Source organism: Acutalibacter sp. 1XD8-36, assembly GCF_009917525.1.
GTDB lineage: Bacteria > Bacillota > Clostridia > Oscillospirales > Acutalibacteraceae > Acutalibacter.
Genome location: NZ_QZDU01000001.1, coordinates 222074 through 246604, shown reverse-complemented (window position 1 = coordinate 246604; position 24531 = coordinate 222074). Strand labels below are relative to the sequence as shown.

The 24531-nt window shown below is 55.9% G+C and carries 39 protein-coding genes and 1 tRNA gene; 36 read left to right on the top strand and 4 right to left on the bottom strand.

The window, feature by feature from the left end:
* Positions 1 to 51: 51 nt before the first annotated feature.
* From D5270_RS01515 to D5270_RS01505, 3 genes are all read right to left on the bottom strand, one after another.
* Positions 52 to 1794, bottom strand: coding sequence for a recombinase family protein (locus D5270_RS01515; RefSeq protein ID WP_166542429.1), 1743 nt, complete (start codon positions 1792 to 1794; stop codon positions 52 to 54).
* A gap of 84 nt (positions 1795 to 1878) precedes the next feature.
* On the bottom strand, positions 1879 to 2538 hold the full coding sequence (locus D5270_RS01510) for a hypothetical protein (RefSeq protein WP_166542428.1): 660 nt from the start codon (positions 2536 to 2538) through the stop codon (positions 1879 to 1881).
* Positions 2539 to 2583: 45 nt separating this feature from the next.
* Positions 2584 to 2979 (bottom strand): helix-turn-helix domain-containing protein, encoded by a 396-nt coding sequence (locus D5270_RS01505; RefSeq protein ID WP_166542427.1) that lies wholly within the window; start codon positions 2977 to 2979, stop codon positions 2584 to 2586.
* 147 nt (positions 2980 to 3126) lie between these two features.
* Between D5270_RS01505 and D5270_RS01500 the strand changes: the two genes are divergently transcribed.
* The 8 genes from D5270_RS01500 to D5270_RS01470 all read left to right on the top strand — a co-directional run bounded on the left by D5270_RS01500 (position 3127) and on the right by D5270_RS01470 (position 7651).
* Complete coding sequence (locus D5270_RS01500; protein ID WP_166542426.1) at positions 3127 to 3345, top strand: helix-turn-helix domain-containing protein; 219 nt, start codon at positions 3127 to 3129, stop codon at positions 3343 to 3345.
* Between the two features lie 57 nt (positions 3346 to 3402).
* A complete protein-coding gene (locus tag D5270_RS01495) occupies positions 3403 to 3900 on the top strand; it encodes a helix-turn-helix domain-containing protein (protein ID WP_166542425.1) in 498 nt (165 codons plus the stop codon).
* Between the two features lie 3 nt (positions 3901 to 3903).
* Positions 3904 to 4446 carry a YopX family protein gene (locus D5270_RS01490; protein WP_166542424.1) on the top strand — a complete coding sequence of 181 codons (543 nt, stop codon included), beginning with the start codon at positions 3904 to 3906 and terminating at the stop codon, positions 4444 to 4446.
* 33 nt (positions 4447 to 4479) lie between these two features.
* A tRNA-Gly gene (locus tag D5270_RS01485) sits at positions 4480 to 4552 on the top strand.
* Positions 4553 to 4621: 69 nt separating this feature from the next.
* Positions 4622 to 5488: an anti-CBASS protein Acb1 family protein gene (locus tag D5270_RS01480; RefSeq protein WP_243150043.1), complete on the top strand. Its 867-nt coding sequence runs from the start codon at positions 4622 to 4624 to the stop codon at positions 5486 to 5488.
* Positions 5439 to 5786: a hypothetical protein gene (locus D5270_RS16670; protein WP_243150042.1), complete on the top strand. Its 348-nt coding sequence runs from the start codon at positions 5439 to 5441 to the stop codon at positions 5784 to 5786. The genes D5270_RS01480 and D5270_RS16670 overlap by 50 nt, the downstream gene beginning before the upstream one ends.
* Positions 5773 to 6492: a phage neck terminator protein gene (locus D5270_RS01475; RefSeq protein WP_166542423.1), complete on the top strand. Its 720-nt coding sequence runs from the start codon at positions 5773 to 5775 to the stop codon at positions 6490 to 6492. The genes D5270_RS16670 and D5270_RS01475 overlap by 14 nt, the downstream gene beginning before the upstream one ends.
* A gap of 1 nt (position 6493) precedes the next feature.
* On the top strand, positions 6494 to 7651 hold the full coding sequence (locus D5270_RS01470) for a DUF3383 family protein (protein ID WP_166542422.1): 1158 nt from the start codon (positions 6494 to 6496) through the stop codon (positions 7649 to 7651).
* Between the two features lie 218 nt (positions 7652 to 7869).
* Here D5270_RS01470 and D5270_RS01465 read toward each other — a convergent pair whose 3' ends face one another.
* Complete coding sequence (locus tag D5270_RS01465) at positions 7870 to 8097, bottom strand: hypothetical protein (RefSeq protein WP_166542421.1); 228 nt, start codon at positions 8095 to 8097, stop codon at positions 7870 to 7872.
* 43 nt (positions 8098 to 8140) lie between these two features.
* Between D5270_RS01465 and D5270_RS01460 the strand changes: the two genes are divergently transcribed.
* The 28 genes from D5270_RS01460 to D5270_RS01330 all read left to right on the top strand — a co-directional run bounded on the left by D5270_RS01460 (position 8141) and on the right by D5270_RS01330 (position 24530).
* Positions 8141 to 9283: a phage tail protein gene (locus D5270_RS01460; protein WP_166542420.1), complete on the top strand. Its 1143-nt coding sequence runs from the start codon at positions 8141 to 8143 to the stop codon at positions 9281 to 9283.
* Between the two features lie 4 nt (positions 9284 to 9287).
* Positions 9288 to 9914, top strand: coding sequence for a phage baseplate protein (locus D5270_RS01455; RefSeq protein ID WP_166542419.1), 627 nt, complete (start codon positions 9288 to 9290; stop codon positions 9912 to 9914).
* A gap of 11 nt (positions 9915 to 9925) precedes the next feature.
* Positions 9926 to 10234, top strand: coding sequence for a phage baseplate plug family protein (locus D5270_RS01450; RefSeq protein WP_166542418.1), 309 nt, complete (start codon positions 9926 to 9928; stop codon positions 10232 to 10234).
* Between the two features lie 410 nt (positions 10235 to 10644).
* Positions 10645 to 10842: a hypothetical protein gene (locus tag D5270_RS01445; protein ID WP_166542417.1), complete on the top strand. Its 198-nt coding sequence runs from the start codon at positions 10645 to 10647 to the stop codon at positions 10840 to 10842.
* Positions 10835 to 11362 (top strand): hypothetical protein, encoded by a 528-nt coding sequence (locus D5270_RS01440; protein WP_166542416.1) that lies wholly within the window; start codon positions 10835 to 10837, stop codon positions 11360 to 11362. Before D5270_RS01445 ends, D5270_RS01440 begins: the two co-directional genes overlap by 8 nt.
* Before the next feature lie 74 nt (positions 11363 to 11436).
* Positions 11437 to 12276 (top strand): phage protein, encoded by an 840-nt coding sequence (locus D5270_RS01435; protein WP_166542415.1) that lies wholly within the window; start codon positions 11437 to 11439, stop codon positions 12274 to 12276.
* 58 nt (positions 12277 to 12334) lie between these two features.
* The gene (locus D5270_RS01430) at positions 12335 to 12784 is read left to right on the top strand and encodes a Gp138 family membrane-puncturing spike protein (RefSeq protein WP_166542414.1); all 450 of its coding nucleotides are present in this window, start codon (positions 12335 to 12337) and stop codon (positions 12782 to 12784) included.
* 12 nt (positions 12785 to 12796) lie between these two features.
* On the top strand, positions 12797 to 13087 hold the full coding sequence (locus D5270_RS01425; RefSeq protein WP_166542413.1) for a PAAR domain-containing protein: 291 nt from the start codon (positions 12797 to 12799) through the stop codon (positions 13085 to 13087).
* Between the two features lie 4 nt (positions 13088 to 13091).
* Positions 13092 to 13454: a hypothetical protein gene (locus D5270_RS01420; RefSeq protein ID WP_166542412.1), complete on the top strand. Its 363-nt coding sequence runs from the start codon at positions 13092 to 13094 to the stop codon at positions 13452 to 13454.
* Positions 13436 to 14872: a hypothetical protein gene (locus tag D5270_RS01415; RefSeq protein ID WP_166542411.1), complete on the top strand. Its 1437-nt coding sequence runs from the start codon at positions 13436 to 13438 to the stop codon at positions 14870 to 14872. The genes D5270_RS01420 and D5270_RS01415 overlap by 19 nt, the downstream gene beginning before the upstream one ends.
* Entirely contained in the window at positions 14865 to 15539 is a 675-nt protein-coding gene (locus D5270_RS01410) for a DUF2612 domain-containing protein (RefSeq protein ID WP_166542410.1), read from the top strand. Before D5270_RS01415 ends, D5270_RS01410 begins: the two co-directional genes overlap by 8 nt.
* Before the next feature lie 3 nt (positions 15540 to 15542).
* Entirely contained in the window at positions 15543 to 16274 is a 732-nt protein-coding gene (locus tag D5270_RS01405) for a hypothetical protein (protein WP_166542409.1), read from the top strand.
* Positions 16274 to 16522 (top strand): hypothetical protein, encoded by a 249-nt coding sequence (locus D5270_RS01400; protein ID WP_166542408.1) that lies wholly within the window; start codon positions 16274 to 16276, stop codon positions 16520 to 16522. Before D5270_RS01405 ends, D5270_RS01400 begins: the two co-directional genes overlap by 1 nt.
* Positions 16515 to 17117, top strand: coding sequence for a hypothetical protein (locus tag D5270_RS01395; protein ID WP_166542407.1), 603 nt, complete (start codon positions 16515 to 16517; stop codon positions 17115 to 17117). The genes D5270_RS01400 and D5270_RS01395 overlap by 8 nt, the downstream gene beginning before the upstream one ends.
* A gap of 60 nt (positions 17118 to 17177) precedes the next feature.
* Positions 17178 to 17402 carry a DUF6273 domain-containing protein gene (locus D5270_RS17200; protein ID WP_442858584.1) on the top strand — a complete coding sequence of 75 codons (225 nt, stop codon included), beginning with the start codon at positions 17178 to 17180 and terminating at the stop codon, positions 17400 to 17402.
* 247 nt (positions 17403 to 17649) lie between these two features.
* A complete protein-coding gene (locus D5270_RS01390; protein WP_166542406.1) occupies positions 17650 to 18732 on the top strand; it encodes a reverse transcriptase/maturase family protein in 1083 nt (360 codons plus the stop codon).
* A gap of 23 nt (positions 18733 to 18755) precedes the next feature.
* Positions 18756 to 20537: a DUF6273 domain-containing protein gene (locus D5270_RS01385; RefSeq protein WP_166542405.1), complete on the top strand. Its 1782-nt coding sequence runs from the start codon at positions 18756 to 18758 to the stop codon at positions 20535 to 20537.
* Positions 20506 to 20778, top strand: coding sequence for a peptidoglycan recognition protein family protein (locus D5270_RS01380; RefSeq protein WP_243150041.1), 273 nt, complete (start codon positions 20506 to 20508; stop codon positions 20776 to 20778). Before D5270_RS01385 ends, D5270_RS01380 begins: the two co-directional genes overlap by 32 nt.
* Positions 20726 to 21061: a hypothetical protein gene (locus D5270_RS01375; RefSeq protein WP_166542404.1), complete on the top strand. Its 336-nt coding sequence runs from the start codon at positions 20726 to 20728 to the stop codon at positions 21059 to 21061. The genes D5270_RS01380 and D5270_RS01375 overlap by 53 nt, the downstream gene beginning before the upstream one ends.
* Positions 21058 to 21435 carry an aminopeptidase N gene (locus D5270_RS01370; protein WP_166542403.1) on the top strand — a complete coding sequence of 126 codons (378 nt, stop codon included), beginning with the start codon at positions 21058 to 21060 and terminating at the stop codon, positions 21433 to 21435. The genes D5270_RS01375 and D5270_RS01370 overlap by 4 nt, the downstream gene beginning before the upstream one ends.
* Positions 21432 to 21674: a hypothetical protein gene (locus D5270_RS01365; protein ID WP_166542402.1), complete on the top strand. Its 243-nt coding sequence runs from the start codon at positions 21432 to 21434 to the stop codon at positions 21672 to 21674. The genes D5270_RS01370 and D5270_RS01365 overlap by 4 nt, the downstream gene beginning before the upstream one ends.
* Positions 21675 to 21690: 16 nt before the next feature.
* Complete coding sequence (locus D5270_RS01360; RefSeq protein ID WP_166542176.1) at positions 21691 to 22179, top strand: hypothetical protein; 489 nt, start codon at positions 21691 to 21693, stop codon at positions 22177 to 22179.
* Between the two features lie 3 nt (positions 22180 to 22182).
* Positions 22183 to 22500: a hypothetical protein gene (locus D5270_RS01355; RefSeq protein WP_166542401.1), complete on the top strand. Its 318-nt coding sequence runs from the start codon at positions 22183 to 22185 to the stop codon at positions 22498 to 22500.
* A complete protein-coding gene (locus D5270_RS01350) occupies positions 22497 to 22970 on the top strand; it encodes a helix-turn-helix domain-containing protein (protein WP_166542400.1) in 474 nt (157 codons plus the stop codon). The genes D5270_RS01355 and D5270_RS01350 overlap by 4 nt, the downstream gene beginning before the upstream one ends.
* 207 nt (positions 22971 to 23177) lie before the next feature.
* A complete protein-coding gene (locus tag D5270_RS01345) occupies positions 23178 to 23675 on the top strand; it encodes a hypothetical protein (RefSeq protein WP_166542399.1) in 498 nt (165 codons plus the stop codon).
* 11 nt (positions 23676 to 23686) lie between these two features.
* Positions 23687 to 23884, top strand: coding sequence for a hypothetical protein (locus D5270_RS01340; RefSeq protein ID WP_166542398.1), 198 nt, complete (start codon positions 23687 to 23689; stop codon positions 23882 to 23884).
* A gap of 12 nt (positions 23885 to 23896) precedes the next feature.
* On the top strand, positions 23897 to 24106 hold the full coding sequence (locus D5270_RS01335) for a hypothetical protein (protein WP_166542397.1): 210 nt from the start codon (positions 23897 to 23899) through the stop codon (positions 24104 to 24106).
* Complete coding sequence (locus D5270_RS01330; protein ID WP_166542396.1) at positions 24099 to 24530, top strand: DUF7659 family protein; 432 nt, start codon at positions 24099 to 24101, stop codon at positions 24528 to 24530. The genes D5270_RS01335 and D5270_RS01330 overlap by 8 nt, the downstream gene beginning before the upstream one ends.
* Position 24531: the final 1 nt, after the last annotated feature.

Sequence of the window (24531 nt, the reverse complement as noted above, 5' to 3'; positions counted from 1 at the left end):
ATCAGCGGGACGCTGAAAAGCCCAGAAGCCAAGCGGTTTCTGGGCTTTTTCTTATTCCTGAGCCTTGTAAGAAAATTGGACTTCGAGTCCGTTTTTGAAGAGAATCGAGGTGGTAAGCCCGTTTTTTATACAAAAGTTTGTGACGACGGAGTTGAGGAAATCCTTGACGATTTGTGGGTCGATTTTGCGGATGAATTTCTCATAGTCCACGAACCGTTTGTCCTGAAGCTGTTGGCTCAGGATGAAGTAGCTGGCTTTCGCCATGAACTCATCATCGGACATGGTGATGGAGGATGCTACTTCGGCTTCCAGCTCTTCGAGCCGGGCATCCTTTTCCTCCAGAGCGTCCATGAGTTGCTTGCGCTCCACAAGATAGTCTTTCTCAGCCATCGCTTCCTCACCGTAGAGGAAGAGCGACTTCAGCCGGTTTAGCGCCCTCTCCAGCCTGCGCTTCTCGGAGAGCAGCAGGTCACGCTCCTGAAGGGCGGCGCCGGACTCGGCGGCGTCAACTGTGCGGGTCTCAAAGGCCAGCGGGTCAAAACCACTCCTGAGATGGGTGTAAAGCTCTTCGAGACCGGGACGTTCGATGTGGTCCACCTGAGAGAACATATCCCCCCGCAGGAGCTTTTTCTCCAGCGTCTCGATGGAGGTGCTTTTGCCGAAGGAGTTGGAGGCCCGGATGAGGTTGGCGATGAAGTTCAGGGCAAAGGGTCCGAGAGTGACATCAGATACGTATTTGTTGTCACAGTCCCCGAAGCGACGCTGCCGGGAGCATTTGTATACTGACGGGCGCCAGCCGTCGGAGCGTTCTCGGTCAGGGGAAGCAATCATAGTGTAGCCGCAGCATCCGCATTTAAGCAGACCAGCAAAGATGTGGATGTTCTTACGCTGGTAGGTCATCCCAGCCCCGGCCCATCCTCGTTGCTTGCTTTGGAGTATGCCTGCGATTATTTCCTGCTGTTCAGGGGTGACGATAGCCGGGTGGTGGTCGAGAACAAGCACCCATTCGTCCTTGTCCTTGACGGTGAAGCTCTTGCTGCTTTCGTCCCGGTAGTTGTAGCGGTATGTCCCAGCGTAGAAGGGGTTGGTGAGCATCGTGCGGACGGTGGTGGGATTCCATGGTTTGCCGGTGCGGGAGCGTACGCCCTTCTCGTTGAGAGCCTTGGCAACTGTAGTGAGAGACTTCACAGATTCGTAGAGGTCATAGATATGCAGCACTACCTGAGCCTCGTCCTCGATGATGGAGAACTGCTTGGAGTCCTTGTCGTAGGCATATCCGAAAGGGACTTTGCCGCCATTCCATATCCCGTCATTAGCACGAGAGAGCATGACGGCGCTGACCCGCTCTGAGGTCATGTTGCGCTCCAGCTCCGCAAAGACGAGGATGATTTTCAGCATGGCCTCGCCCATCGCCGAGGAGGTGTCAAACTGTTCGTTCTTGGAGACGAAGACAATGCCCAGCTTCTTCAGCTCCGCATACATGGCGGCAAAGTCGAGAAGGTTCCGGCTGATTCGGTCAATCTTCCAGACCAGCAGATGGGAAAACTCCCCTGTGCGGACACGGGCCATCATGCGCTGGTAGTCCGGCCGGTCTGTATTCTTGGCGGAATAGCCTGCATCCTCAAAGACCACGCAGTCGGTAATGTCGAGGGCGTACTTGGCGTAGTTGATAAGCTCTTCCCTCTGAACCGGCAGGCTGGCCCGGTCCACCTGATACTGCGTCGATACCCGAATGTAGATGGCAGCCTTCAGCGTAGTCACGGCATCGGCTGCCTTTTTAGCTGGTTTCCTCATGGTCAGACCTCCAGAAAAAGCGAAAATAAGTAGCAAACAAGGCAGCTCGGCTATCGTGAGCTGCCTTGTAATAATATACAAGTATCACGTGGCAAAATGCACAAAAACTATGCAATATGCCGGGGGGGGGGTACACTCATCACCTTGTACACATTGCACAATAGCAGCTTGGATGCCGGAATAATCGGCCCGAATAGGGTCGAGCTGGCGGAGGGAATTGAGAGAGATGGTCTTCTGGGGTCCGCAGATTTCGTCCAGCTTCCATGTCGGGACGATGTAGAACTCCCACCCATCGAGTATGAGGGGGTCGGCCGTACGCCGGTTGGTCTCGGCGTAGAGACAGAACACGTAGACATCCGACTGGCGCTGGCGCTGGCCGGAGCGGAGGCCATCCGGCTCCCATTTCACCGTTGGGCGGATGCTGAAAATGATGTTGGAGAGCTTCTTCTGCTCCCATGGCTGTATGTAGGAGGCGCTCTTGACCTCGATGCGAACCTCGTCGTAAGTCTGGCCCAAAGAATCCTGCCACTGGAAAGGATAGGTCAGGTCCCACGGCAGCCAGTTTTCAAAACCGGTAGACAGGTCAAGGTCGAGCGCCGTTCCCACGATGAACTCGCTGAACGTCCCACGCAGGGTGTTGTCGAGTAGGTCGGAGGAACTCCACCTCCAGAAGTCACTGAGAAGATAGCCAGTCGGCATCCCGTCAAAGCGGATATGCTCATCGCCTGTTTTTAGCGTACTCATGTCATCACCTCTTGAATTTGTCGAAGAAAATAACTTTGACCTGTGTTAAACGGCTTCTGTCTTTTCTTGATTGTTGATGGCCTCGATGACTACCTTCTGCTCAGGCGTGAGGAGCATGAAAGCGGTCATCATAGACCAGATTGCCTCTCGTTGTTCGAGTGCCGCCTTTTCGTAGGCGGAGACCAGAATCTTCACGTCCGGGGCCTGCCGAGCTGTAGCCGGAGGCTCCACCCCTACCAAAGTGTCAAGGCTGACGTTCAAGACCTGTGCCAGTGCCACCAGAGACTCCACGTTGGGAGTGCGACCCTTCGGCCCGGTGGTGACGTAGCGGGAGATGGTAGTCTCGGTGACACCGAGCTTTTCCGCAATCTCCCGCTGAGTAGTGCCGCGTTGTGATATGATTTTCTTCAGATTTTCCGCAAACATGGCCTTTTCGTACATAATAGCTACCTCCTGAAAGTGATGACTTACCAATTATATATCATCTCAAACGCCCAGTAAACAAAACTGACCAAAATTATAAAATACCTATTGACAGTTACCGAAACGGTATGTTAGAATGAAGATACTGAAGGAGGTGAACGCAGAATGAACCAACTGGAACTGGAGTACGCCAGAAAGAGGAAGGGCAAGTCCAAAGAGGACATGGCGGCTGCCATCGGGAAGTCCGTGGTCTCCTATGGCAAGAAGGAGCGAGGCGAGATTAGCTTCAATGACGATGAGAAGCTCGTCATCGTTAGGGAGCTTGACCTTACCCCTGAGCAGTTCAACACTATTTTTTTTGACGGTAGCTTACCGAGTTGGTAAGCATCTGCACAGGAATCATTCACATGGTCATTTTACCGCAGAGAGGAGGTAAAGAAAATGGGGCGTGACGCTATGAAAGCCGGTGAGAATCCATGCTTTCGGTGTAGGAAAGAGGCCGCAAAGTACAACGACAAGCTATCCAGCCGGGAAGGAGCAGCGGAAGCTCTCGGCGTGTCTGCATCCAGCCTTGCCGACTACGAGCTGGGAATCACAAAGGTCATCCCGGTTGACAAGGTGGTGCTGATGGCGGACCTCTACAACGCCCCGGAGCTGAAGGCTTGGTACTGTACGTCGGAGTGTCCCATCGGAAAGAGCTTTCCGATGCCGTCCTCGGAGCTTTCGTCAGTAGAGCGCACAACACTGAATCTGCTGAGGCAGCTCCGGCAGGAGGATGTAGAGGAAGTCAAGGAAAAGCTCATCGACATCACGGCAGATGGAGTCATCTCAGAGGACGAACGGGTGGACCTTCAGCAAATCCTGAGCTATCTCGACGGTCTCATCAAGGCGGCCGGAGAGCTTCGGCTGATTGGCCTGAAGGCCATGAACGGAGGTTGAGCGATGGCGGATATTGCGACCCTCCGGCGGATTCTGGCAGAAGAGTACGGAATCCACTCAGACAAAGAGCTGCATGACGCTCTGAAGAACAACCCAAAGGTGAACATCGGTGCCTGCGTGTCGCCGGTGAGAAAGGAATGTGAACAACATGAAAAAGTGTTTTGGCATCAAAAAACCTCCAGATTCTTGAGGACAGCAACAATATTCTTTGACGATTGCCCGGAGATGACAGAATTTCGTGAGCATGAAGTCGTCGGCAATATTTATGACAATCCTGAGCTTTTGGAACGAACCAGAGAGCTCCAACGCTTTGAGCGGCTCGGCAAAGATGTTGTACTGCTTTGCTACGAAGACATCCGCAAAGGCCCGGACGATTGGTGCCACCGGCGCACGTTCGCTGATTGGTGGCTAAAGAACACCGGGGAGGCACTCCCCGAACTCTTCGACCCGACGCCAGACCCGTCCAAGCCCCGTCAGGCGGTCTCTAAGCGGATTCAAGAGACTCCCCCTACCACTTTCCACATGGAGCAGCTCACGCTGTTCTAAGCGGCCACAGGGCCGAACCACGGCCCTTTCAATGCGAAGTTAGTCTAACGGAGGACGCCGGGCTACCCGCCCGGAGGCGCAGGTCCGAACCCTGCACTTCGCTCCATATCACCGGCAGAAGAGCGGTTGCGATAGCGCAGCCGCTCTTTTGTTATAACTTCGAGGAGGGTAGCTTATGTTCTACGGCTCAGTACCGGCGGAAGCTCAGGCCATCATGAACAAGATAGTGAAGGCGTGGGATGTGACCGACATCTACGTCGGCTGCTCCGGCAACTTCACGCTGGAGAAGTTCATCGGGCCTATGGAGAAGTTCCGCCTGTCCAAGTTCGGACAGCCTGAGTTCTACTATGTGTCCAGCATCTACGGCAGCTTCCAAGTGCATGAGAGCCGGTGCCTCGTGTTCCGCAACGGAGTCCTTCCTGAGCAGACCACGGATTCAACCTACCTGTTCTGGGGTATGCCGGAGTACGTCCGCATCCGCCGGGCACTACGGGAGACTATCACGTCCCACACGGACGCCACGAAGATGCTGGAGCGGTCAGTGCAGGCAATCTACTCCATGAAGGGCCTTGCCGCCCTCTTGACCACCGACGATGGCGAGAACGCCGTCCTGAAGCGGTTGCAGGTCATCGACATGGCACGTGGCCTGCTGAACAGCATCGCCATTGACAGTGAGGGCGAGAACTATGACTTCAAGGTGGCTCAGTTCAGCGGGGTGAAGGATGTCATAGACTCGACCTGCAATATGCTGTCGGCCCTAACGAACATCCCGCAGACCATCCTGTTCGGCCGGTCCCCAGCCGGGGAGAACTCCACCGGCGAGAGCGACATGGAGAACTGGTACAGCTTCGTCGAGCGCATCCAGAAGCTCATGCTGAAACGGAACCTGCGGAATCTGCTGGACGTGATTTTTCGGGCAGGCATCGCCTCCGGGGAAATCGACGAGGAGCCAGATTACAAGCTGAAGTTCAACCCGCTGTGGAGTATGAGCGATGCTGAACAGGCTAGCACACCTGAATGTGCAGCCCTTGTCAAAGGATGAGATTCAAGCCCTCCCCGAAGGCGAGCAACGGGTCAAACGCATGAAGGCGTTTGGAGACCTTGTGTTCACTACCGCAGACCAGTCTACCGGCCGCCGGGGAGACTGGCTGTTTTATCATGGGAAGATGGACCCGGAGGGCCACTGGTACGAGTGCGTGAGTTCTCTCGGCTGGGACCATACGATGCTCAGTCATTGCCGAAGCGAGTTTGTCATCGTGTCGGAGGCTGAGGCGAGGCGGGTCCCCCGGCCGAAAATTGGTCCGGACGGAAAGGAGGAGGCTGCTGATGACGCTGAGTGAGCTAAAGGTGGCACTCCGCCAACTGACCAAGCTGTATTTCAACAGGGCAGAAGTGACGTTTACAAAACAGAGCTTCCGGGCAAAGCCCACAGGGTCGCTTGTGACGCTCTCTATGGCCCCTGTGTCCAGACCCATGAATCCGCCTGTCAAAATCATTGACGGGCGCCCTGTCGCCTTCTATCCAGCCTCCACGTCAATACAGATAGACCTGTTCACGAATGGGGCGCAGGAAGAGGTGGAGCAGGGCTTTACACCCATAGCAGAGAATACCGCAGAGGACGATATGCTTGCTTTTGCGAGCTTCCTAAACTCGGAGTACGTTGTCCAGTGGTGCCATGAGCGGGACATCGCCATTGTGGTGCCGCCGACGGTGCAGGACCTTACCGGCCTCATCCATGATAGCAACTTCCAGTTTCGTGCCATGATGGAGATAATGGTCTACTTCACCATGACGGCCATCGGCTACACTGGGACGCTGGAGGCGGGGAGCGTGAAGCACAGCGGAACTACCGTTGACCCTGAGACCGGCGAGGAAAAGCCGTATGAGTACGAGGGTGGCGACATCCAAGCGGACGACGTTTCGGAGCTGGTGCCTGCCATCAAGCCGACGCCCAGCGGCGGCGGCAACGAGGACATGGCTGCCGATGAGGGTGGCTACTTCTCCAACGTCGAAATCAATGATAAACCCGTGAAGGAGGAAAATTAGTATGAGCGCAAATCTTGACAGGATTTGTACGGTTGACATCTCGCTTGCCAGCCCGATTGCGAACGAGGCCAGCTTTGACAACATCCTGATTCTCGGCCCGGCCCCCAAAGTCCAGAAGGAGGACATCCCCGCTGTGGGTGTGTACCGCAGTCTGAACGAACTGACGGAGCTGGGCTTTGTTGCCACCGGCGCAGATGCCGACCCCGTTGGCGTGGCGGCACGGGTGGCCTTTTCCCAGAGTCCCCGGCCGCATGAGGTGTATGTGGCGGTCATAGCCGACACCGTTCCCGTCCCTGAAGAGCCTACGGACGAGGAGCTGGAGCAGGCCGTCGCTGAAGGCAAGCCGTGGAGCGTGTCCGAGACGCTGGACAACGCCCTCAGCATCAACGGCTGGTACTGCATCTGCCCCGCCGGTTTGGAGAGGTCGCAGGTGGTGGAGGTCATCCAGTGGACCGAGACGCAGAACAAAATCTGCGGGTACATCGACAACGACCCGGATGACCCCATGGTGCAGCCCGGCCTCTATTTCCGCAGTTTTCCCCTCTTCGCCAAGGAGACCGCCGACCAGCCCGACCATGAAGTGCCGGTGGAGAACCAGTACGGCATGGCGGTCGCTCTGGCGTCAAAGGCCATGCACTACCACGCAGGGGAGGAAACGTGGGCGCTGAAGCAGCTCGCCGCCGTGTACCCGGCCAAGCTGAAGTCCACGTTCATCAAGAAGTTGGAGGCGGCTAACATCACCTATCTGACCACCGTTGCGTCGAAGAATCTGACGCAGGGCGGCAAGACCAACGCTGGGGAGTGGATTGATGTCATCCGCTTCCGTGACTGGCTCCAGAACGATATGCAGGTTCGGGTGGTCAACCTGCTGGTGGTGAATCCGAAAATCCCGTACACAGACGGGGGCATAGGTCTGGTGGATAATCAGATGCTTGCCTCACTGAAAGACGGGCAGAAGTACGGCGGCATCGCTCCTACTGAGTACGACGCCGACGGCAACGCCAACCCCGGCTATGTTACATCTGTGCCGCTGGCCTCCGAACTCACCAGCGTCCAGAAGGCGTCCCGTGTTCTGAGCGATTGTCGGTTCTCCGCACGGCTGGCCGGGGCAATCCATGTGGTCAACATCTCTGGGTGCCTGACCTATGAGAATCTGTAAGGGAGGTAGCATAAATGTCTTCCAAAATCAAGACCTATAACCCGAAAGAAGTGGTCATCTCTGCCGGTCCGCATATCGTGACCGGCATCGCCGATTGGAGACTGTGAGCGCAGTCTCGGCTCCTATGAGAGTACGGTCCGGCGATTCAACTCCAAACTGAAGGAGGTCAAGCAGCTCATCGGCCAGTTCTTCATGCCGACGTTCCAGAAGGTCATAAGCTACGGCACACGGGGCCTGACCTCGCTGCGAAACATCATCCAGAAAATCTCCGACTTCGCCGCCAAAGTAGGCGGAGCGGAACGAATCTTGAAGGTACTGGCCGCAGCTCTCGCCGCCACGTTCTTAGTGATGAACGTGAAGAAAATCATGGGGGCGGTGGAGGGATTCCAAAAGCTGGCGAAGGCGCTTGGAGCGGGAGCAGGAAAGGCGCTACTGTTCTTTGCCATTTTCCTGCTGATTGCCCTGATAATTCAGGACTTCATAGCGTTCATGCGTGGAGACAACAGCGTCATCGGAGCTTTGTTCGACAAGGCAGGTATCGGGGCAGACAACGCAAGGCAGACCATATTGAACGCATGGAATACCATCAAGTCGTTCCTGCTGAATGTGTGGGAGGTCATCAAAGGCGCAGCGCAGGCCATCTTCGGCGCTCTGTCCGCATGGTGGGCTGAGAACGGAGAGCAGGTCAAGGAATCCTTCTCCAAGATATGGGAGGGCATCAAGACCATCTGCGAGGTTCTGTGGAACGCCCTGAAGAGCGCAGCAGAGACCATCTTTAGTGCGTTGAAAGCGTTCTGGGACGTGTGGGGCGAGACCATCATCACGGTGTTCAGCAACATCTGGAATATGCTCATCTCGCTGATTCAGCCGTTTCTGGACGCCATAGCCGGTATTATCGACTTTCTCGCAAACGTCTTCACAGGTAATTGGGAAGGCGCATGGAACGCCATTAAGGACATCGCCTCCGCCATCTGGGAGATGATAACGACCATCCTCAGTACCGCATGGGATAACATCTGCGCCGTCTGGAATAAGCTGGCCGAGATTTTCGGTGGATTCTTCCAAGCGGCGTGGGATGTCATCGTCGAGAAGGTCACGGGGATAAAGGACGCCATCGTCAACGGCTTCCAAGTAGCAATCGACTGGATTTTGGCGCTGCCAGCTCAGGCGGTCAAGTGGGGCCAAGACATCATCCAAGGAATTGTGGATGGCATCAAGAGCGCCGTTGGCTGGATAGGTGACGCTGTATCTGGTGTGGCAAGCACTATAAAGGGGTTCCTTGGATTCTCTGAGCCGGAGGTCGGCCCCCTTAGCGATTTCCATACCTATATGCCGGACATGATAGACCTGATGACCAAGGGTATCACAGCAGGTAAGGAGAAGGTCAAGGGCGCTCTGGAGTTGGTGACGGGCGATATGTCCGTCATCGCCAAGTCAAGTGTGGTGTCCAGAGGCACCGCTCAGACTGCCAGTGGCACCGGCGTTTCCAGCCGGACCGTGACGCAGAAGGTAGAAATCAACAACACATTCAACGGCGACCGTGCTGGGCAGGAGAAGAGTGCTGAGGCCATGGATAAGGCTTCGGAGGATTCCACCAGCGCCATGGCACGGGCGTTGGCGACAGCGAGGTGATAGGATGGCAAGAGCAAAGCAGCCAGTCAGCGTCGGCGGCATCGAGTTCGACGCTCTCATAGATTCCGAGGAGAACTATGAGTCCGAGGTCCCTGAGTACCCTACGGAGAAGGGCTTCAAGGTCAGCGATACCATCGTGCTGAAGGCGACCGTCCTGAACATGACGCTGTTTGTCACTGATACCCCCGTAACATGGAAAGGCCGCCTCGGTTCCGGTCCCGGCAAGACCGAGGCAGTCGTGAAGCGGCTGAAGGAGATGTATTTCAAAAAGCTGCCGGTCGAGGTTATCACGTCCGATGCGGTCTACTCCAACATGGCCGTCACCAGCCTCAGCATCAAGAAAACCGCCGAGGTCGGCTATGCTCGTGAAATCCCCATCTCATTCAAAGAGATTGTGGTGACGGAGAGCAAGACCGTCACCATCCCGGCCAGCTATGGCAAGTCAGGCAAAACCGGGGCCTCCGGCGGAACAGCCAACACAAGGTCTGGTTCGTCCGGCGGGGGTTCCGGCTCTGGCAGCTCTGGCGGCGGGTCAAGCAGTTCAGGAGGCGGAGGCTCTGGAAAATCCAGCGGCTCAGGAAAGAGCGGCTCCATCCTCTATAACGCAGCCAGCAGCTTCGGACTGCTGTAAGGAGGTGCAGCATGGACTACATCATCATTGAGGTGCCGGACATGAACGACAGCACCTCCAGAATCACCCTGCGAGGCAAGCAGTACCAGATTCGCTTCACATGGAACGACACCGGCGGATTCTGGACCTTCGGCCTCTCAGACGCCCTTGGAGCGCCTCTGCTTATCGGAGTGAGGATTGTACCGCAGTTCCCGCTCAACCTGTTCTATGGGACGCAGGAACTTCCTGTGGGCGTGTTTGCAGCACTTACCGAGAAGGAAAGCATTGGACGTGCTGATTTCCAAAATGGCACAGTGCAGTTTGTGTTCATTCCAGCGTGAGAGCGCATTGTTCAAACACTGTGCGCCGCACAAAAGACGCACAGTGTAAAGAACCGTGTGCGAAATGTTCAGCGTAACCGTACCGTACCTAAACCGTACCGTACCAATACCTTAAAAGACCTTTTTGTAAGTCTTCGCTACGCTCAGACTTACCGTTGCGGTTGAGCTATAAAAAAGGCGTGATGTCATTGGTAACTTGAATTGACATTACCAAGACGGTAAGTTAGAATGAGAATGTGGACAGGAAAAAAGGGAACGATGCCCCGCCCTCAGAAAGCAAGCATCGTTCCCGAATTGTCCACCCAGCCTTGCGAAGCGTGTTCTGGCAAGAAGGGTGCCTTAACGATTCCCATTGTAGCATATCTGCCGGAACATCGCAAGAGACTTTTTACGAAAGGGCGTTTCGACAGATGAACAGAGCAAGCATTGAGACGGAAGTAGTTCGCATGGGCGACGTTGGCACAGCCATTGACATGATGGACGCCTGCATCGCCGACATGGACGGCGACAAGGTGGAAAGGGCTGTCATCATCCTGAAGGAGATTTTCAGTAGCAGGTATGAGGGGCTGAGGTCCTGCCTCTATGGGGGAGGTGGTCGGGATGCGTGACAACTGCGCTATCTTCACTACCGCCGACCGGCAGGAGTTGCGGGTCGTTTTTGACCCGGACGGCGTGGCCTTTTTCTGCGGGTCAGACCTCGCCGTGATTGCCGGATATGAGATGCCGAGGAAGGCAGTCACCGGCGGCAATCAGGGAGTGAACCGTATCGAGACGGTTCTCAGGAAAGTGCCGTGGGACAACGGCATGAAGAGAGGGCGGTGTGAGCATACCTGCTTCAGCGCCGAGAACGCCGTCAAGTTCCTGTGCAGGAGACCGGCCCCGTATTCGGCGATTCGCTGGTTTGAGGACGAAGTGATTCCGAAAGTCAAGGAAATGGGCGAAGAGGTAGCCAGAGGCTACATGAAATGGCCTGACAAGCCCCAGAAGCAGGTGGAAGCCCAGCCGGTCCAGCCGCCCAGAGACTTCCCGGAAGTGAAAGCCTCGGCCAGAAGCTCGGCACTGGACCGGCTGGATGCCATCATCCTTGAATGTGCGCTCCTGAAGAGGGAGTTGCTCCAAACGAGATAAACTGAATACATCATGGGAAGAGAGTCGCAGCGATGCGACTCTTTTTTCGTGCTTATGCGGAAGGAGGACCCTGAGTGAAAAATTTTGACAGGCAGTACAGGCTGGCCGCCGGGAAAGCCGGGTCGCAGGGATTCGAGATAGGCGGAGACTCCCGCCCCCTGCATATCTCGTTCTCGGTGGAGAAAGCGGACACGGACAGCGCCAACACCGCCAAGGTCTCCCTGTGGAACCTTAGTCCGGCTCACAAGGCGGAACTGAACAAGGATGACTGTGTGGTGGCTCTCCGGGCGGGGTACGGCTCAGTCATGCCACTCATCTTTGCTGGCGTGGTGACGTTTGCCAAGACGAAGCTGGACGGCAGCGATGAGCTGACGGAGCTGGAGCTGGTAGACAACCGCATAGAGCTGAGAGATACCTACGTATCCGTCAGCTACACCGGCGCCGTCAACTGCAAGACGCTCATTCAGGACACCGCCGACCAGATGGGTGTGACGGTCTCGTTCGCCTACAATGCTACCTTCAAGGATATTCCGAACGGGTACAGCTACGTCGGCCCGGCTCGGAATGTGTTGACGAAGGCTTGCGAGACCAGCGGCCTTGTCTGGAGCATCAACAACGGGGTGCTTCAGGTGAAGAAGCCGGGAGACACCATGAGCCGGGAGGTCTATGAGCTGTCTGCTGAGACAGGTCTCGTCGGCACTCCTGAGCGGGTGCAAATCTCGGAGGAGAACGGCAGTTTCAGCTATGGCTGGGACGTGGAGTACCTGATGAACGCTGCTATCAACATAGACGATTTTGTGTACCTGAATAGCAAGTACGTCCGGGGATATTTCCGGGTCTACTCGGTGGTGGTGGAAGGCGACAACATGGAAGGGTCGTGGACCTGCACGGCCCGGCTGCTGGAGGTGAGCTGAGATGATGCAGGAGCTTGTAGACCAGATAAACAGGACGGCGAGGAAGGCGACAGAGGGAATGCACACAGCCCTTCCCGGAAGGATTGAAAAGTTCGACCCCGGAACCGGCCTTGCCACGGTGAAGCCGGTGGCGAAGTTCAAAAAACCGAACGGCGAGACGATGGATTTCCCGGTCGTTTCCGGCGTCCCTGTGATATTCCCTCAGAGCGCCAATGTCGCTATTGCATGGCCCATCAAAGAGGGCGATGGCTGTCTGCTGGTGTTCGCTGAGTCCGCCCTTGATTACTGGATGTACGGGAAAGAGACGGACACGGCTTTGAAGTTCGACCTGAGTAATGCTATTGCTATCCCTGGCATCTCTCCCAAAGGGCGGGACGCCATGCAAACAGCCTGCGCCGAGGATGCAGCCGTCGTGAAAGCTGGGAGTACGGTGCTGAAGGTGAGGGCGGACGGCGTGTTTATTACCGGCAACCTTACCGTGAGCGGCGGTATCGTGAATCTAAATTAGGAGGGGAGAAGAATGGCGCAGGCCACACGACAAGGAGACAACTGTACCGGGCATGATGCCTGTCCGCCCGTTCCGTTGGTGGAGTGCAGCCCGGATGTGAAGATAAACGGGCGGGGCGCCGGGCGCATGGGCGACCACTACTCGGCGCATGGGTGCGTGACCCATTCCAGCCACCAAGATGTGATTGCCACCGGGAGCAGTACGGTTTTTATCAATGGAAAGCCTGCTGCCCGTGTTGGCGACGCCGTTTCCATAAGCGGGGCGGTCCAAGGCGGGAGCGGGGATGTGTTCATAGGAGGGTGATGTGATGGTAGACCTGAAACTCGATAGCAACGGCGATTTGGAGCTGTCAGCAGCGGGAGACGTTATCCCCACGGACAGCATCGCTCAGGCGGTGAGAATCCGCCTGCTGTGGTTTTTCGAGGAGTGGAGGCTGGGACCTGAGCTGGGCTTTCCGTACTTCGAGTATCTCTTCGTGAAGAACCCGAACGAGATGAAGCTGCGGCATCTGATTCGTGAGACCGTGATGGAGGTGGAAGGCGTCACCGATGTCACAGAAATCACCTTCCAGATAGACAAGAAGACCCGGCAGGCGGCTATCGCCGTCACGTTCACGACGGATGAAGATACCTTTAGGGAGGAGGTGAAACTATGCCAGAGTACGGATTGACAGACAGAGGCCCGAATATCAAGCGGCTGGATGTCATCCTTGCGGAGATGCAGGAGAGCATGACGAAGAAGCTGGGCGTCAACATCGGGCAGAACACGCAGTCTTTCCTGAATCACCTGCTGACCAACGCTGCGGACAGGATAGCGGAGCTGTGGGAGTTCGGCGAGGAAGTCTATTACTCGCAGTACCCATCCAGCGCCACCGGCGTCAGCCTGGACAACGCCGCTCAGTTTGGCGGCTCCACCCGTGAGATGCCAGCGAAATCCTACTACCGCATACTCTGCACCGGCCAAGACGGTACAGTGATTCCGGCGGGGACCCTGATTGCGACAGACACCAGCCCGGCCACGAACCTGACGTTGCCGAGCGATTCCATGATTACCCGTGCCGCCTTCAACAAGGCGGCTATTATTTTGGCATCTCCGGGGGCTACGGCGGCGCTGGGGGTGGCTTTGAACGGAACCCTATATACCATCACCCCCGATGCCGCAAAGAGCGTAAGCGAGAATTTAGCGGCATTAGGGGAGGTCATCACTGACCCGGACTTCAGGGTGAGCATGAAGGAGGATGCTCTCCACATCGAGGCTACTGACCCCACCAGCTCAAACGTGATGGTGCTGTCGGAAAACCTGACCACGGCCTCGGTCGGCAGCGTCATCACGTTTGCGACCGTGGATGACGGGGACATCCTGATTCCGAACGGGGTTGTCACGAAGGTCGTGAAGGCTGTGGCCGGTCTGATGGAGGTGGTCAATGTAGGGGACCACATCGCCGGACAGCTCGCAGAAACGGACGTGGAGTTCCGTAGGTCCTATGCCGACAAAATCTATAACCGCTCATCCTCCATGCTGGAGAGCATCAAGAGCGCCATTTTGGAGAACGTGCAAGGTGTCCTGAGCGTTGCCCCCTATGAGAATGACAGCAACGAGGTGGACAGTATGGGACGCTGGCCGCACAGCGTCGAGGTGGTAGTGGACGGAGGAGACGCCACGGAGATAGCCCGTCAGATACTCGACAAGAAATCCGGGGGTATCAGTAGCTTCGGTTCCGTGGAGGTCACGCTCCCCGGAGAGTACGGGGAGCCAATCGTGGTGCGCTTCAATCGGCCCACCTATGTCAAGGTCTGGTTCAAGGTCGGCATCACCCTAAGCCGGAACACCAACCCGCCCATCAACTATGCTGAACTTATCAAAGAGCAGATTTTGGAGAGGGTGGGTAAGCTGGAGTCCGGCGAGAGCGTCATCCCACAGAAGTTCAATTTACAGGTGTCGGGCATTGACTACATCGACGTTTGGATGTTCTCGACCACTGAGGACGGGGAGATGCCGGAGGAGTACACGCAGCGCAGCGTCTCAGTTTCCCCCAGAGAAAGGGCTGTGACCGATGAGAACAGAATCGAGGTGGTCATAGATGCCTGACTATGTGGAGCTGCTGAGGGGAGACCTTGTTGAACAGTTCAAGGAAAAGCCGGTCATCGACGCTCTGGTCTCAGCTATCGGGGAGCAGCTTAACGATGTGCGGCGGTTCTACGAAGACCTGCGGGACCGACGGGGCCTCCAGACTTCGATGGGCCAGCAGCTCGACGGGGTAGGGGACATCGTTGTCCTGAGCCGGTTGGAAGCCGGGGCGCTGGCCTGTATCAACGAATCGGTGTATGTGCTGGATGACGAGAGTTACCGGCGATACCTGATTTTCAAGGTCTGGAAGAACACGAACAACTGCACTTATCACGACGTAATCAAGGCCCTGCGGATGTTCTGGCCCAAGCCTCTGTACTATCGGGAGGACCCGGCGGAACCGGCGACGATGGTATTTGAGACCGATATGCTCTCCCCGGAGGACGATGTGCCGAAGCTGCTGAATGCCCCACTCATCAAGGCGGCTGGCGTCGGCATCAAGGTCATCGCCCGGACAGCATCGCCGGAGATGATGGATTTGCTCACCGTTGAAGGGCTGATGGGCCGGGGGTACACCTCGACCGTCCTGCCGGAAATCCCGGTGGCCGAGAGCATGGAGGACACGGTAAGGCCCATCCCGGCCTTCAGGAATATCACGCAGACAAAACTGCCAGAAATGGAGGAATGACGCATGGAAGATTTCTATGGATTCGTGGTCACGAGAAATGGCCGGGAGCTGATAGCGAAGCTGACCGCCGGGCAGCAGCTCCAACTCTCAAAAATCATGGTCGGGACCGGCGGGGTGCCTGACTTCGGAAATCCGAGAGAAATGGAGGACTTGTCGGAGCCGGTGGCGCTGGCGACCTCCACTGAGCCGGTCTACGACCAGAACACGGTGAGGATGATTGTGGAGTATCGGTCCGACCTGAATGGCGGTCTGGACCACGGCTTTTGGCTGAGGGAGTTCGGCGTGTACGCCTACGACCCGGACAAAGGCGAGGTGATGATTTACTACGGCTGCCTTGGCATCTACCCGCAGTATGTGAGCGCCTACTCCCCACAGGGCGTCGATGTACGCCGGTTCCCGGTCTGCATCGTCATCGGCGAAGACCTCGGCGTGTCGGTGGACTACAAGTGCGAGGCGTGGATGACGGCGGAGGACGTATCGGAGTATTGCAACGTCGTCATGCTCCCCTTGTTCCTGAGCGCAGCGCAGGAGCTTATCAACACCCACGACAGCTCCATTACGGCGCACCCGTATATTCAGGGTATCATCTCAGACCTTGATTCTCGGTTGGCGCTGATGGAGCTGATGTATAACACCGATGTTTCCGGCAACCCGTTCACCGTCACCTTCGCCACGCTGACCGGCGTGGTGGTTGAGGGTGTCTGGAACGAGACGGCAAAGAGGATTGAGTTCTGATGGAAGAGATTGTATTTGCCTGCGCCCCATCGGAGCTGTCCTGCATCATCGGAAACCTGTTCGCTGAGATACGGCCTCCCTGTGATGCTCCCCGCAGCGACCATCTGACCATAACAGGCACCACGCACAGCGGGGTGGACGCCCAGCTTGTGATACTTGGAGACCGCTGCCTCTACAATGGCCCTGTTTGCGATTTAGAGGCGGCAAGAAGCGGTCCCTGTTTAGAAAGAAGGTGTGAGCATGGCTGACAAGGAATACCTGCTGGGGAACCGTGCAAGGGAGCTTCTGAAGTACACCAATCAGGCCACGAAAGTCGTGACCGATGATGTGAGCCAGAAGGATGTCCGGGTCATCCTCCAGAAAATCGCTGCTCTGGATGACATCCGTGAGGTCAAGAGCATCTGCCAGACAACTATCGGCCAGCTCGACCGCAAGGAAAAAGACGGCTTCACGAAGGCGATGTACCGATGCTATGGCGAGGATATGCGTCTGATAGCGAAGGGAATCGTTCGGGACATTCATGCCGCCAACGGCAAGATGTTCGCCACGGAGTACAATGAGCGCTTGCGGCTGATAGGGAAAGTGCTGGACGGATGTTCTCTGCTGCTGGAGTATATCCAGATTGTGCAGGACATGGGCGTCATCTCCCTGAAGAAGAGCGAGATATGGACCAAAAAAGTGCTGGATGTTAAGTACATGACGGCATCGTGGAAGAAGAACGACGGCGCACGGGCGAACAAGCTGCGCTCCGATGAGGAGGCAAAGCAGGACGCCCGGCAAGTCGAGGTCGTGAAGACGGCCATACGGCAGTACAACGCCGAGAAGAAGGTCCAGCAGACATAATTTCAGATACCCGGCGGAGGCATCCGCCTTGTATTAGGGTGTGACCCGTATTTTTCGGCCGTGAACTGGTGGCTCCGCTCTCCCTACTGCAACTCCAACAACGGCGCCACGAACGCCCTGAACGTCAACACCAATGGCAACTGGAACAACAACAACTGCTCCAACTCTTATGGCATCCGCCCCGCTCTGATGGAAAGTGAGACGAGTAGCTCCCAAATGGGAGCGAAAGCGGTACACCATCATCAAAGGGGGTCACATCCTGTCGGAAGCCTGTGCATGGGCTGACGATAAACACATCACACCGAGGCAGGCCGCCCCACAAGGGGCGCAGTCTGCTACCTTGGAGAAGGGGACCGGTGTTAGGCTTTTCTGGCCGGAGCTTCTCCTACTAACCCGGCCAGCCTATGTTGAAAGGCGGTGCGCTTTGACCTATGAAGAGATGTGTTCCTTTGAGACGCTCTACGAAGCGTACCTGACAGCGAGAAAAGGAAAACGAAGCAAGGTTTCCACCGCTCAGTATGAAGCGAACGCTTTGGTCTGTACAGCGAAGCTGTCTGCCATCCTGAGCAAGAAGGTCTATACTCCCAGCAAGTTTGAAATATTCAAGGTCTATGAGCCGAAGGAACGGCTGGTGCAGGCTCCGGCGTTCGTGGACAAGGTGGTTCTCCATGCTGTCGTGGATAACATCTTGTACGACGCCATCTGCAAGAGCTTCATCCGAGACAACTTCGCCAGCCAAAAGCAAAAAGGAACACATGACGGCCTGATGCGCCTGAAGTATCACATGGTCGAGTATTACCGGCGAAACGGTAGTGCAGACGGGTGGGTGCTGAAGTGCGATGTCAGGCATTTTTTCGCATCCATAGACCACAACAAACTGAAAGCCAAGCTCAGGAAGGTATTTGAGCGCCGGGTCCTCGATATGCAGGTCTACGACCTGCTGTGTATCTACATCGACGCCTCAGAGGGCCTTCCGCTGGGCTACCAGACCTCTCAGCTACTCGCCCTGCTGTTCCTCGATGAGTTTGACCACCACATCAAAGAAGTCAAGCGTTATCGGTATTATGGACGGTATATGGATGACTTCTACATTATCGCCCGTACAAAGCGAGAGCTTCAGCGGCTCTTGAAGGAGATTGATGAGTGGATGGACTGCCTCGGTCTGGAGCTGAACCAGAAGACCGGTATCTTCCCGCTGCGGAACGGTATCGACTTCCTCGGCTTCCACTCCTACCTTACAGAGACCGGGGCCTGTGTGCAGAAGCTCCGACAGAGCAACATAGACCGCATGAGTTCTCGTGTCAAGTTCTGGAGGAAGGCTTATGCAGAGGGGACTATCACGAAGGAGAAAACCCTCGGAAAGTTCCAAGCGTGGGATGCTTACGCAGCCCACGGTGACACCTACGCACTACGGCAGAAGTTCGCTGGTCAGGTGAAGGAGATTATCGGTGTGATGCCAGAGGTCCACCGAAAAATCAATTCCACCTTAGAGGCAAGGAACAAGCGGAGAGCAAGGCAGTATCGGAACATCCAAAGGAAGAGAGGTGAGACAGTCAGCCCTGTCCCAATCTCCCGTTCTGAGCCATTCGATGACGACCTTCCGCCGTGGATGTAATACCTACAAGGAGGAAATGAACCATGGCAAATGTGGCTCTCAGCTCCAAAGCCGTCGGCTCTATCGTGAAGCTGAAGGTAGGCGGAGCAGACAAGAACTTTATCGTCGTACATCAAGGGCGGCCGTCCTCGCTGTACGACACGAGCTGCGATGGAACATGGCTGTTGATGGAGGACTGCTACGAAAGTAAGCGGTGGCACAGCTCCAACGTCAACGACTATGCCAACAGCGAAATCCGCAGTTACCTCAACAGCACGTTCCTGAACCTGTTCGATGCCAACATCAAGTCGGCTATCAAGCAGGTCAAGCTCCCGTACCGGGCAGGCTCCGGCTACGGAACGACTATCACCAGCGGGGCTAATGGCCTGTCAACAAAGATTTTCCTGCTGTCCGGCCCGGAGGTGAACTGGACATCAAGCACCCATTCCTATATTCCTAATGACGGTGCTTGCCTGTCATACTTCTCCGGCTGTGCTCAGACGGATGCAAAGCGGATTGCGAAGCTGAACGGTTCGGCCGTGGGCTGGTGGCTCCGCTCTCCCTACTGCAGCTCCAACTACGGCGCCACGCGCGCCCTGTACGTCTACACCAATGGCGACTGGGGCGGCAACAACTGCTCCAACTCTTATGGCGTCCGCCCCGCTTTGGTACTTCCCTCTTCTCTCTTGGTCTCTGATGATGGTAGCATCTCGACTAACACAGCGCCAACCGTCCCCAGCAGCATCACCGTCCCTGGCTCCATCATGGGCGGCAGCACCATCACCGTAAAGTGGGGGACCAGTACCGATAAAGAGAATAATTTGTCGGGGTACAAGGTGGAGAAGAGTACCAACGGCGGCAGCACATGGAGCCAGATATATCAGGGAACCGCCACCCAGACCACCGACGCCGTGGCGTTCGGCACGGCGTCGGTGATGTACCGAGTTCGTGCTTACGATAGTGACGGCCTGCACTCTGGCTATAAGACCAGCTCGCAGGTGACGGTGGTGAACAACGTGGCCCCCGGTGCGCCCCCGGCAATCTCCGTCCCGAACGAAGTGAAGGGAGGGGCCTCGCTGATTGTGTCATGGTCGGCGGCCAGCGACAGCGATGGCAACCTAAGCGGGTACATTCTGGAGCGGTGCATCAACGGCGGAACGGAGTGGACGCAGGTTTACAAAGGGAACGCCCTTAGCTACACTGACACCATCACGAAGGGTTGGACGAAGGTGAAGTACCGGGTCAAGGCGTATGACGCCTACAATGCGGCATCCGGCTACACGACCTCCGCCGAGCGCACGGTAGACAACAACACGCCGCCCACCATCACCTGCTCCAGCGCAGACGGCGCCGACCTCGGCATGAAGGCCAGTGGGTTCTCCATCACCTACTCAGTGGACGATGTGGACACCGCCGACACCCTGACCGTGACAGAGAAAATGGACGGGGCGGTGAAGCGCACCTTCACAGCGACGAGGAAGACCAACAACAGCTTTGCCGTGACTGGCGACTACTTCCAGAAACTCCTGAACGGCCAGCACACGATGGTCATTCAGGTCACGGACGGCAAGGTCACTGTGACCAGGACGCTTAGGTTCACGAAGAAGGTCACAAGGGCGGTCATCACATTGGAGACACCGATGGAAGCGGATGCTCAAATCACCATCTGCGCCATCAACGTCATGGGGTCCATCCCGGCAGATGCCGCATTTTCCGTGAAGGTCACGAACAACGGCAAGGACAGCTCCCCCGTCTGGGAGGATGCTACCACGGCGGCAAAGAACGGGGTAAACCATGTGTTGGTGTACATCGTCCGGGGCCAATGACCACCGGGCTGTCACCATCGAGTGCGCCAGCGATACTACACACCCCTATGCTGTAAACGACAAGGCGTACGCCACGCTCATCAAGCTGTGCGTGGACATCTGCAGGCGGAACGGCAAAAGCAAACTGCTGTGGTTCGGAGATAAGGACAAAACATTGGCCTACACCCCGAAATCCGATGGAGTGCTTCATGGCGGATTTCTGCCAGATGTTCCCCGGTTTCGAGAGGGCCGGAACGAATGAGTGGCTCAGGAATGGGCCGTATGGCGATTTGAGTCGCCGGGTCATTCTGGAGAGCAAGCTGTTCTACGTCTGCGTAGAGGACAACGAGTGGTCGCTGGCGGTGGAGCTGGTCCAGAAGGAGGAACCGTGGGGCCTCCCGTGGATGGAGAACCTCCAGAAACAGCTCTACCAGAAGTACCTTGACGGCATGAAGAAGGCTCTGCTGAACCGGCTGCCGGGTGTCGGTATCAGGACCGGGGCGTGGACATCCGGCAGAATCAAAAAAGAGGAGTGCTTGGTATGAACGAGAAGAAGTACACTGTCCGGCCGCAGATTGATGTCAACCTCAGCCAGCAGGACATCGACGACATCATGGCGGTGGCGCTGGATGGCGGAATTTGCTACTGGTGCCGGAAGGCTGAGGTGGTCGGCGAGTGCCTCGGCGAGTATGCGAGCGACCAGATTTCCCGTGGCGGTGCCCTCATCCTGCACGATGCAGAGAGCGCTCAGACGTGGGAGTTGACGCTGGAGAAATTCCTAAAGGGTGTGAAGCTCTACTTTGAGCAGGGCTGCCATGTGAATGTCGAGGACAACGCCATCGACACCTGCGACATTGACGCCAATGATGCTGACTGCATCATCCAGTTCGCCGTGTTTGGGGAGGTGGTCTTTGGATGAAAGACTGTTTCATTGTGGTTCACAGAAACTTCGCCGAGGGCGCTGATGCCTACGCCTATTGGAGCGAGGATGACGCCAAGAAGAGCATCAACGAAGATGTGGCAACGGTGGTGAAGTCTCTGACTGAAGAAGGATATGAGCCGACAACCCTGCGGGACGCTTGCGATGGCGTTGATGTTTACGTTGCTGATAGCGACATCTACTACGAGTGGAACATCTTCCGCTCCAGCATTCGATGAGAGGAGGTTAAACCTAATGAGCGAGTACAAGAAGCAGGCGATTGATATAATCGACCGACTGCACAAAGAGAACCGCATCGGCTATCAGGACTACCTTGACATCCACGACGGACTGGATGAAATGGAGACCCTGAGAGACCGGGACGAAGTTCTGGAGGAGCTGTGGGGGCAGTTTGCGGATGTCCCCATGAATCCAGATACGGAGTGCATTGAGGAGCGATTCATGGGCTGGGGGCCGGGTATCCATCGTGAGGAAATTTGGCACTGGTTCGACGAACGGCATAGCAAAGGGGTCGCCTATCTGCTATACGGGGGTGCTGAGGACTATGTGCCTGAGACGAAACGGCTCTATGGTCTGAGAAGGTCCTGTTTTGAGTGCGAATCACAGACCTGCCAGTTCAATCACGGTGGTGAGTGCCGGTTCGCTTTGGTCCATGAGCGGAAGCCCCGCATCACCGATGATGACGGCTGCATCGACTACGACTATCGGGAGGGAGATGACTAACTTATGAAAGGTATGCCATACTCCATCCGGCTGATGCTGGCGCAAATGGCCGGAAACAACAAGGAAGCCAGTAGGGTTGTGGATGAGTGCTTTGTTACCATGACAAAGAAGTTTCTGGCAATAGCACATGAATACGACAGCGTTGACCTGCCTTTGGTGATTGCTACCATGCAGATAGCAGCATCCGCTATGATGCCGATTCTGTCAGATAGCGGTCGTGAGCTTGTCGAAAATCTGGTCAGCCATACTCATACCATCACTGTTGATTTGTCGGAAATGCGGCGACAGGCATCTCAAAATAATGAGGAGGAGGAGCGATGAACGCAAGCGACATGGTGCGGGCGGCTCTGTCTGCCAAGAAGCGGACACAGAAGGAGTTGGCAGAGTTCATGGGTTGGAGCCAGCAGAACCTAAGCTACCGGCTGAAGGCTGGAACTCTCACCTTTGATGAGCTGGCGAAGGCCCTGAGCTTTGCTGGGTACGAGGTCAAGATGGTGGAATCAACCGGCGAGGAGCTGCCGGAGCTGGGGAACAGCAGCAGCCCCCGGCTGGTGCAGATGGTGGACGGCGTGACCTATGACACCAGCAAGGCGGAGTCCCTTTGCTCCAGCCGTGCGGAGACTGGTGGCGAGTTTTACATGGAGCTGTTCAAAGACCCGTCAGGGGCCTATTTCATGGCCTATTTCCAGCTTTGGGATGGCGGCTATAATTCCATATCCCCCATGACCAAAAGCGCCTCAGCGAAGTTCTGGGGCCGTTACAGCGGACTTCCTGAGAGCGAGATGAAGTGACCGTTCTGGTCAGCGTGATTGTTAGGCTGTTATGAGCCAGCACAGGCACCGAGAACCTCCAAAAGTGGCTGAAATCAAGCGTTTCACGGACAGCAAAAAATTTTTTGAAAATATTCGATTTTGACTTGACACTACCAAGCCGGTAAGTTAGAATGAGAATGTAGACAAGAAAGTTACCCAGACGGTCAGTTTTTGGAGGTATTGATTATGCTGTATCACGAGTTTTTGGAAGGCACCGGCGCTGTTGACAATCAGGCTTCCTATGATGAGTACAAGCGGGTGGAAGCGTTCTACATGGCCTGCGACGGTATGACCAAAGAGGATGTCTACCGCATGGCAAAGGTCGAGACGGTGGCACAGTATGAGGCAAGAATGGAAAAGGCACGAGAGGACGAGCTGGCGTGGGTGATGCAGAACATCATCCCCGCCGCTGCCTTTATTCGGGGCATGAGCGAGAAGGCCGACTACTTCCGAAAGAACTTCGTGTACGTTTCCGAGTGCGGAAACTGCTTCGAGATTCGGGAAGTCAAGGCCATCAACGGCCGGTCGGTCGTTCTGTACGAGTTCTGGTGCAACGGTAAGCGGATTGACACTGAAATCACGGGCTACGGACTGCTGCCGAGCGCCGAGTTTCAGAGCTACCGGGCCGACTGGCACGACAAGAGCTTGAAAGAGCTGGAAGACCTGTTCGGGTATATTGCGTAAGGAGGACAAAGATGACACGGAACGAGGAAATCGACCTTGAAATCAGGAATCAGGCTGTCCGTCTGTACCCGAAGTGCATAGCCCTTTTCGAGCTTCCCATGATGATATACACGCAGATTATGATGGACAACAGTACCCGTAAGAAACCGTTTCAGGTCAGCGAGACCCGGATTCGCAAAATCATCGGTACAATGCCGGAATTTATGTAACTGGAGGCTTATATGAAGAAGCAAGTCACGAGCGAGGAGTTCTACGAAAAGATAGGCCCTCTCAATGTAATGTTAGAGATAAAGGAGCCAAAAAAACCTTTTACTTGTGGACTTTCCCACCCATACACAACATTGTTTTTCTTAAAGGACGGCAGGAAACTAATTGGTTACGAAGAAGCCGGAAAATATTTCTTATGTGAGGAGGACACAGACCATGAATAAGTACGCAGAGATGCGCCAGCGCCAGCAGAAGGAGTTCAATGCCCTGCCGCTGGGCTTCGCCTTCAGCCGGAAACAGTTCGACGAGATGATGAGAGAATGGGGCCTCGACCCCGATAAGGACGTGGGCAAAATCTACTCCATCGGAGCAGGAGGTTACGTCCAGAAAAAGGACGCTGACCTGCTCCACCAGACGACAGAGCGCCACAGCGCGGAGATGACGGCTGCCATTGCGGAGGACAAGACCGGGGACGACTTCATCTACCAGATGTTTCTTGCGGAGCTGGCCGACCATGAGTATGGCTACACCGGGGACAGCGAGGACACTCTGGACGCGCTCGGCTACACGATGGAGCAGATACAGGCAGACGCAAGGCTCCTGCACGGCTTTGAGAAAGCCCGCAGAGCGATTTGGGAAAGGGGGTAAA

Excerpts from the sequence above, each read along its gene's own strand:
- D5270_RS01515 (WP_166542429.1), bottom strand. The coding sequence starts at position 1,794 with ATGAGGAAACCAGCTAAAAAGGCAGCCGATGCCGTGACTACGCTGAAG.
- D5270_RS01510 (WP_166542428.1), bottom strand. The coding sequence starts at position 2,538 with ATGAGTACGCTAAAAACAGGCGATGAGCATATCCGCTTTGACGGGATG.
- D5270_RS01505 (WP_166542427.1), bottom strand. The coding sequence starts at position 2,979 with ATGTACGAAAAGGCCATGTTTGCGGAAAATCTGAAGAAAATCATATCA.
- D5270_RS01500 (WP_166542426.1), top strand. The coding sequence starts at position 3,127 with ATGAACCAACTGGAACTGGAGTACGCCAGAAAGAGGAAGGGCAAGTCC.
- D5270_RS01495 (WP_166542425.1), top strand. The coding sequence starts at position 3,403 with ATGGGGCGTGACGCTATGAAAGCCGGTGAGAATCCATGCTTTCGGTGT.
- D5270_RS01490 (WP_166542424.1), top strand. The coding sequence starts at position 3,904 with ATGGCGGATATTGCGACCCTCCGGCGGATTCTGGCAGAAGAGTACGGA.
- D5270_RS01480 (WP_243150043.1), top strand. The coding sequence starts at position 4,622 with ATGTTCTACGGCTCAGTACCGGCGGAAGCTCAGGCCATCATGAACAAG.
- D5270_RS16670 (WP_243150042.1), top strand. The coding sequence starts at position 5,439 with ATGCTGAACAGGCTAGCACACCTGAATGTGCAGCCCTTGTCAAAGGAT.
- D5270_RS01475 (WP_166542423.1), top strand. The coding sequence starts at position 5,773 with ATGACGCTGAGTGAGCTAAAGGTGGCACTCCGCCAACTGACCAAGCTG.
- D5270_RS01470 (WP_166542422.1), top strand. The coding sequence starts at position 6,494 with ATGAGCGCAAATCTTGACAGGATTTGTACGGTTGACATCTCGCTTGCC.
- D5270_RS01465 (WP_166542421.1), bottom strand. The coding sequence starts at position 8,097 with ATGGCAAAGAACAGTAGCGCCTTTCCTGCTCCCGCTCCAAGCGCCTTC.
- D5270_RS01460 (WP_166542420.1), top strand. The coding sequence starts at position 8,141 with ATGCGTGGAGACAACAGCGTCATCGGAGCTTTGTTCGACAAGGCAGGT.
- D5270_RS01455 (WP_166542419.1), top strand. The coding sequence starts at position 9,288 with ATGGCAAGAGCAAAGCAGCCAGTCAGCGTCGGCGGCATCGAGTTCGAC.
- D5270_RS01450 (WP_166542418.1), top strand. The coding sequence starts at position 9,926 with ATGGACTACATCATCATTGAGGTGCCGGACATGAACGACAGCACCTCC.
- D5270_RS01445 (WP_166542417.1), top strand. The coding sequence starts at position 10,645 with ATGAACAGAGCAAGCATTGAGACGGAAGTAGTTCGCATGGGCGACGTT.
- D5270_RS01440 (WP_166542416.1), top strand. The coding sequence starts at position 10,835 with ATGCGTGACAACTGCGCTATCTTCACTACCGCCGACCGGCAGGAGTTG.
- D5270_RS01430 (WP_166542414.1), top strand. The coding sequence starts at position 12,335 with ATGCACACAGCCCTTCCCGGAAGGATTGAAAAGTTCGACCCCGGAACC.
- D5270_RS01425 (WP_166542413.1), top strand. The coding sequence starts at position 12,797 with ATGGCGCAGGCCACACGACAAGGAGACAACTGTACCGGGCATGATGCC.
- D5270_RS01420 (WP_166542412.1), top strand. The coding sequence starts at position 13,092 with ATGGTAGACCTGAAACTCGATAGCAACGGCGATTTGGAGCTGTCAGCA.
- D5270_RS01415 (WP_166542411.1), top strand. The coding sequence starts at position 13,436 with ATGCCAGAGTACGGATTGACAGACAGAGGCCCGAATATCAAGCGGCTG.
- D5270_RS01410 (WP_166542410.1), top strand. The coding sequence starts at position 14,865 with ATGCCTGACTATGTGGAGCTGCTGAGGGGAGACCTTGTTGAACAGTTC.
- D5270_RS01405 (WP_166542409.1), top strand. The coding sequence starts at position 15,543 with ATGGAAGATTTCTATGGATTCGTGGTCACGAGAAATGGCCGGGAGCTG.
- D5270_RS01400 (WP_166542408.1), top strand. The coding sequence starts at position 16,274 with ATGGAAGAGATTGTATTTGCCTGCGCCCCATCGGAGCTGTCCTGCATC.
- D5270_RS01395 (WP_166542407.1), top strand. The coding sequence starts at position 16,515 with ATGGCTGACAAGGAATACCTGCTGGGGAACCGTGCAAGGGAGCTTCTG.
- D5270_RS01385 (WP_166542405.1), top strand. The coding sequence starts at position 18,756 with ATGGCAAATGTGGCTCTCAGCTCCAAAGCCGTCGGCTCTATCGTGAAG.
- D5270_RS01380 (WP_243150041.1), top strand. The coding sequence starts at position 20,506 with ATGTGTTGGTGTACATCGTCCGGGGCCAATGACCACCGGGCTGTCACC.
- D5270_RS01375 (WP_166542404.1), top strand. The coding sequence starts at position 20,726 with ATGGCGGATTTCTGCCAGATGTTCCCCGGTTTCGAGAGGGCCGGAACG.
- D5270_RS01370 (WP_166542403.1), top strand. The coding sequence starts at position 21,058 with ATGAACGAGAAGAAGTACACTGTCCGGCCGCAGATTGATGTCAACCTC.
- D5270_RS01365 (WP_166542402.1), top strand. The coding sequence starts at position 21,432 with ATGAAAGACTGTTTCATTGTGGTTCACAGAAACTTCGCCGAGGGCGCT.
- D5270_RS01360 (WP_166542176.1), top strand. The coding sequence starts at position 21,691 with ATGAGCGAGTACAAGAAGCAGGCGATTGATATAATCGACCGACTGCAC.
- D5270_RS01355 (WP_166542401.1), top strand. The coding sequence starts at position 22,183 with ATGAAAGGTATGCCATACTCCATCCGGCTGATGCTGGCGCAAATGGCC.
- D5270_RS01350 (WP_166542400.1), top strand. The coding sequence starts at position 22,497 with ATGAACGCAAGCGACATGGTGCGGGCGGCTCTGTCTGCCAAGAAGCGG.
- D5270_RS01345 (WP_166542399.1), top strand. The coding sequence starts at position 23,178 with ATGCTGTATCACGAGTTTTTGGAAGGCACCGGCGCTGTTGACAATCAG.
- D5270_RS01340 (WP_166542398.1), top strand. The coding sequence starts at position 23,687 with ATGACACGGAACGAGGAAATCGACCTTGAAATCAGGAATCAGGCTGTC.
- D5270_RS01335 (WP_166542397.1), top strand. The coding sequence starts at position 23,897 with ATGAAGAAGCAAGTCACGAGCGAGGAGTTCTACGAAAAGATAGGCCCT.
- D5270_RS01330 (WP_166542396.1), top strand. The coding sequence starts at position 24,099 with ATGAATAAGTACGCAGAGATGCGCCAGCGCCAGCAGAAGGAGTTCAAT.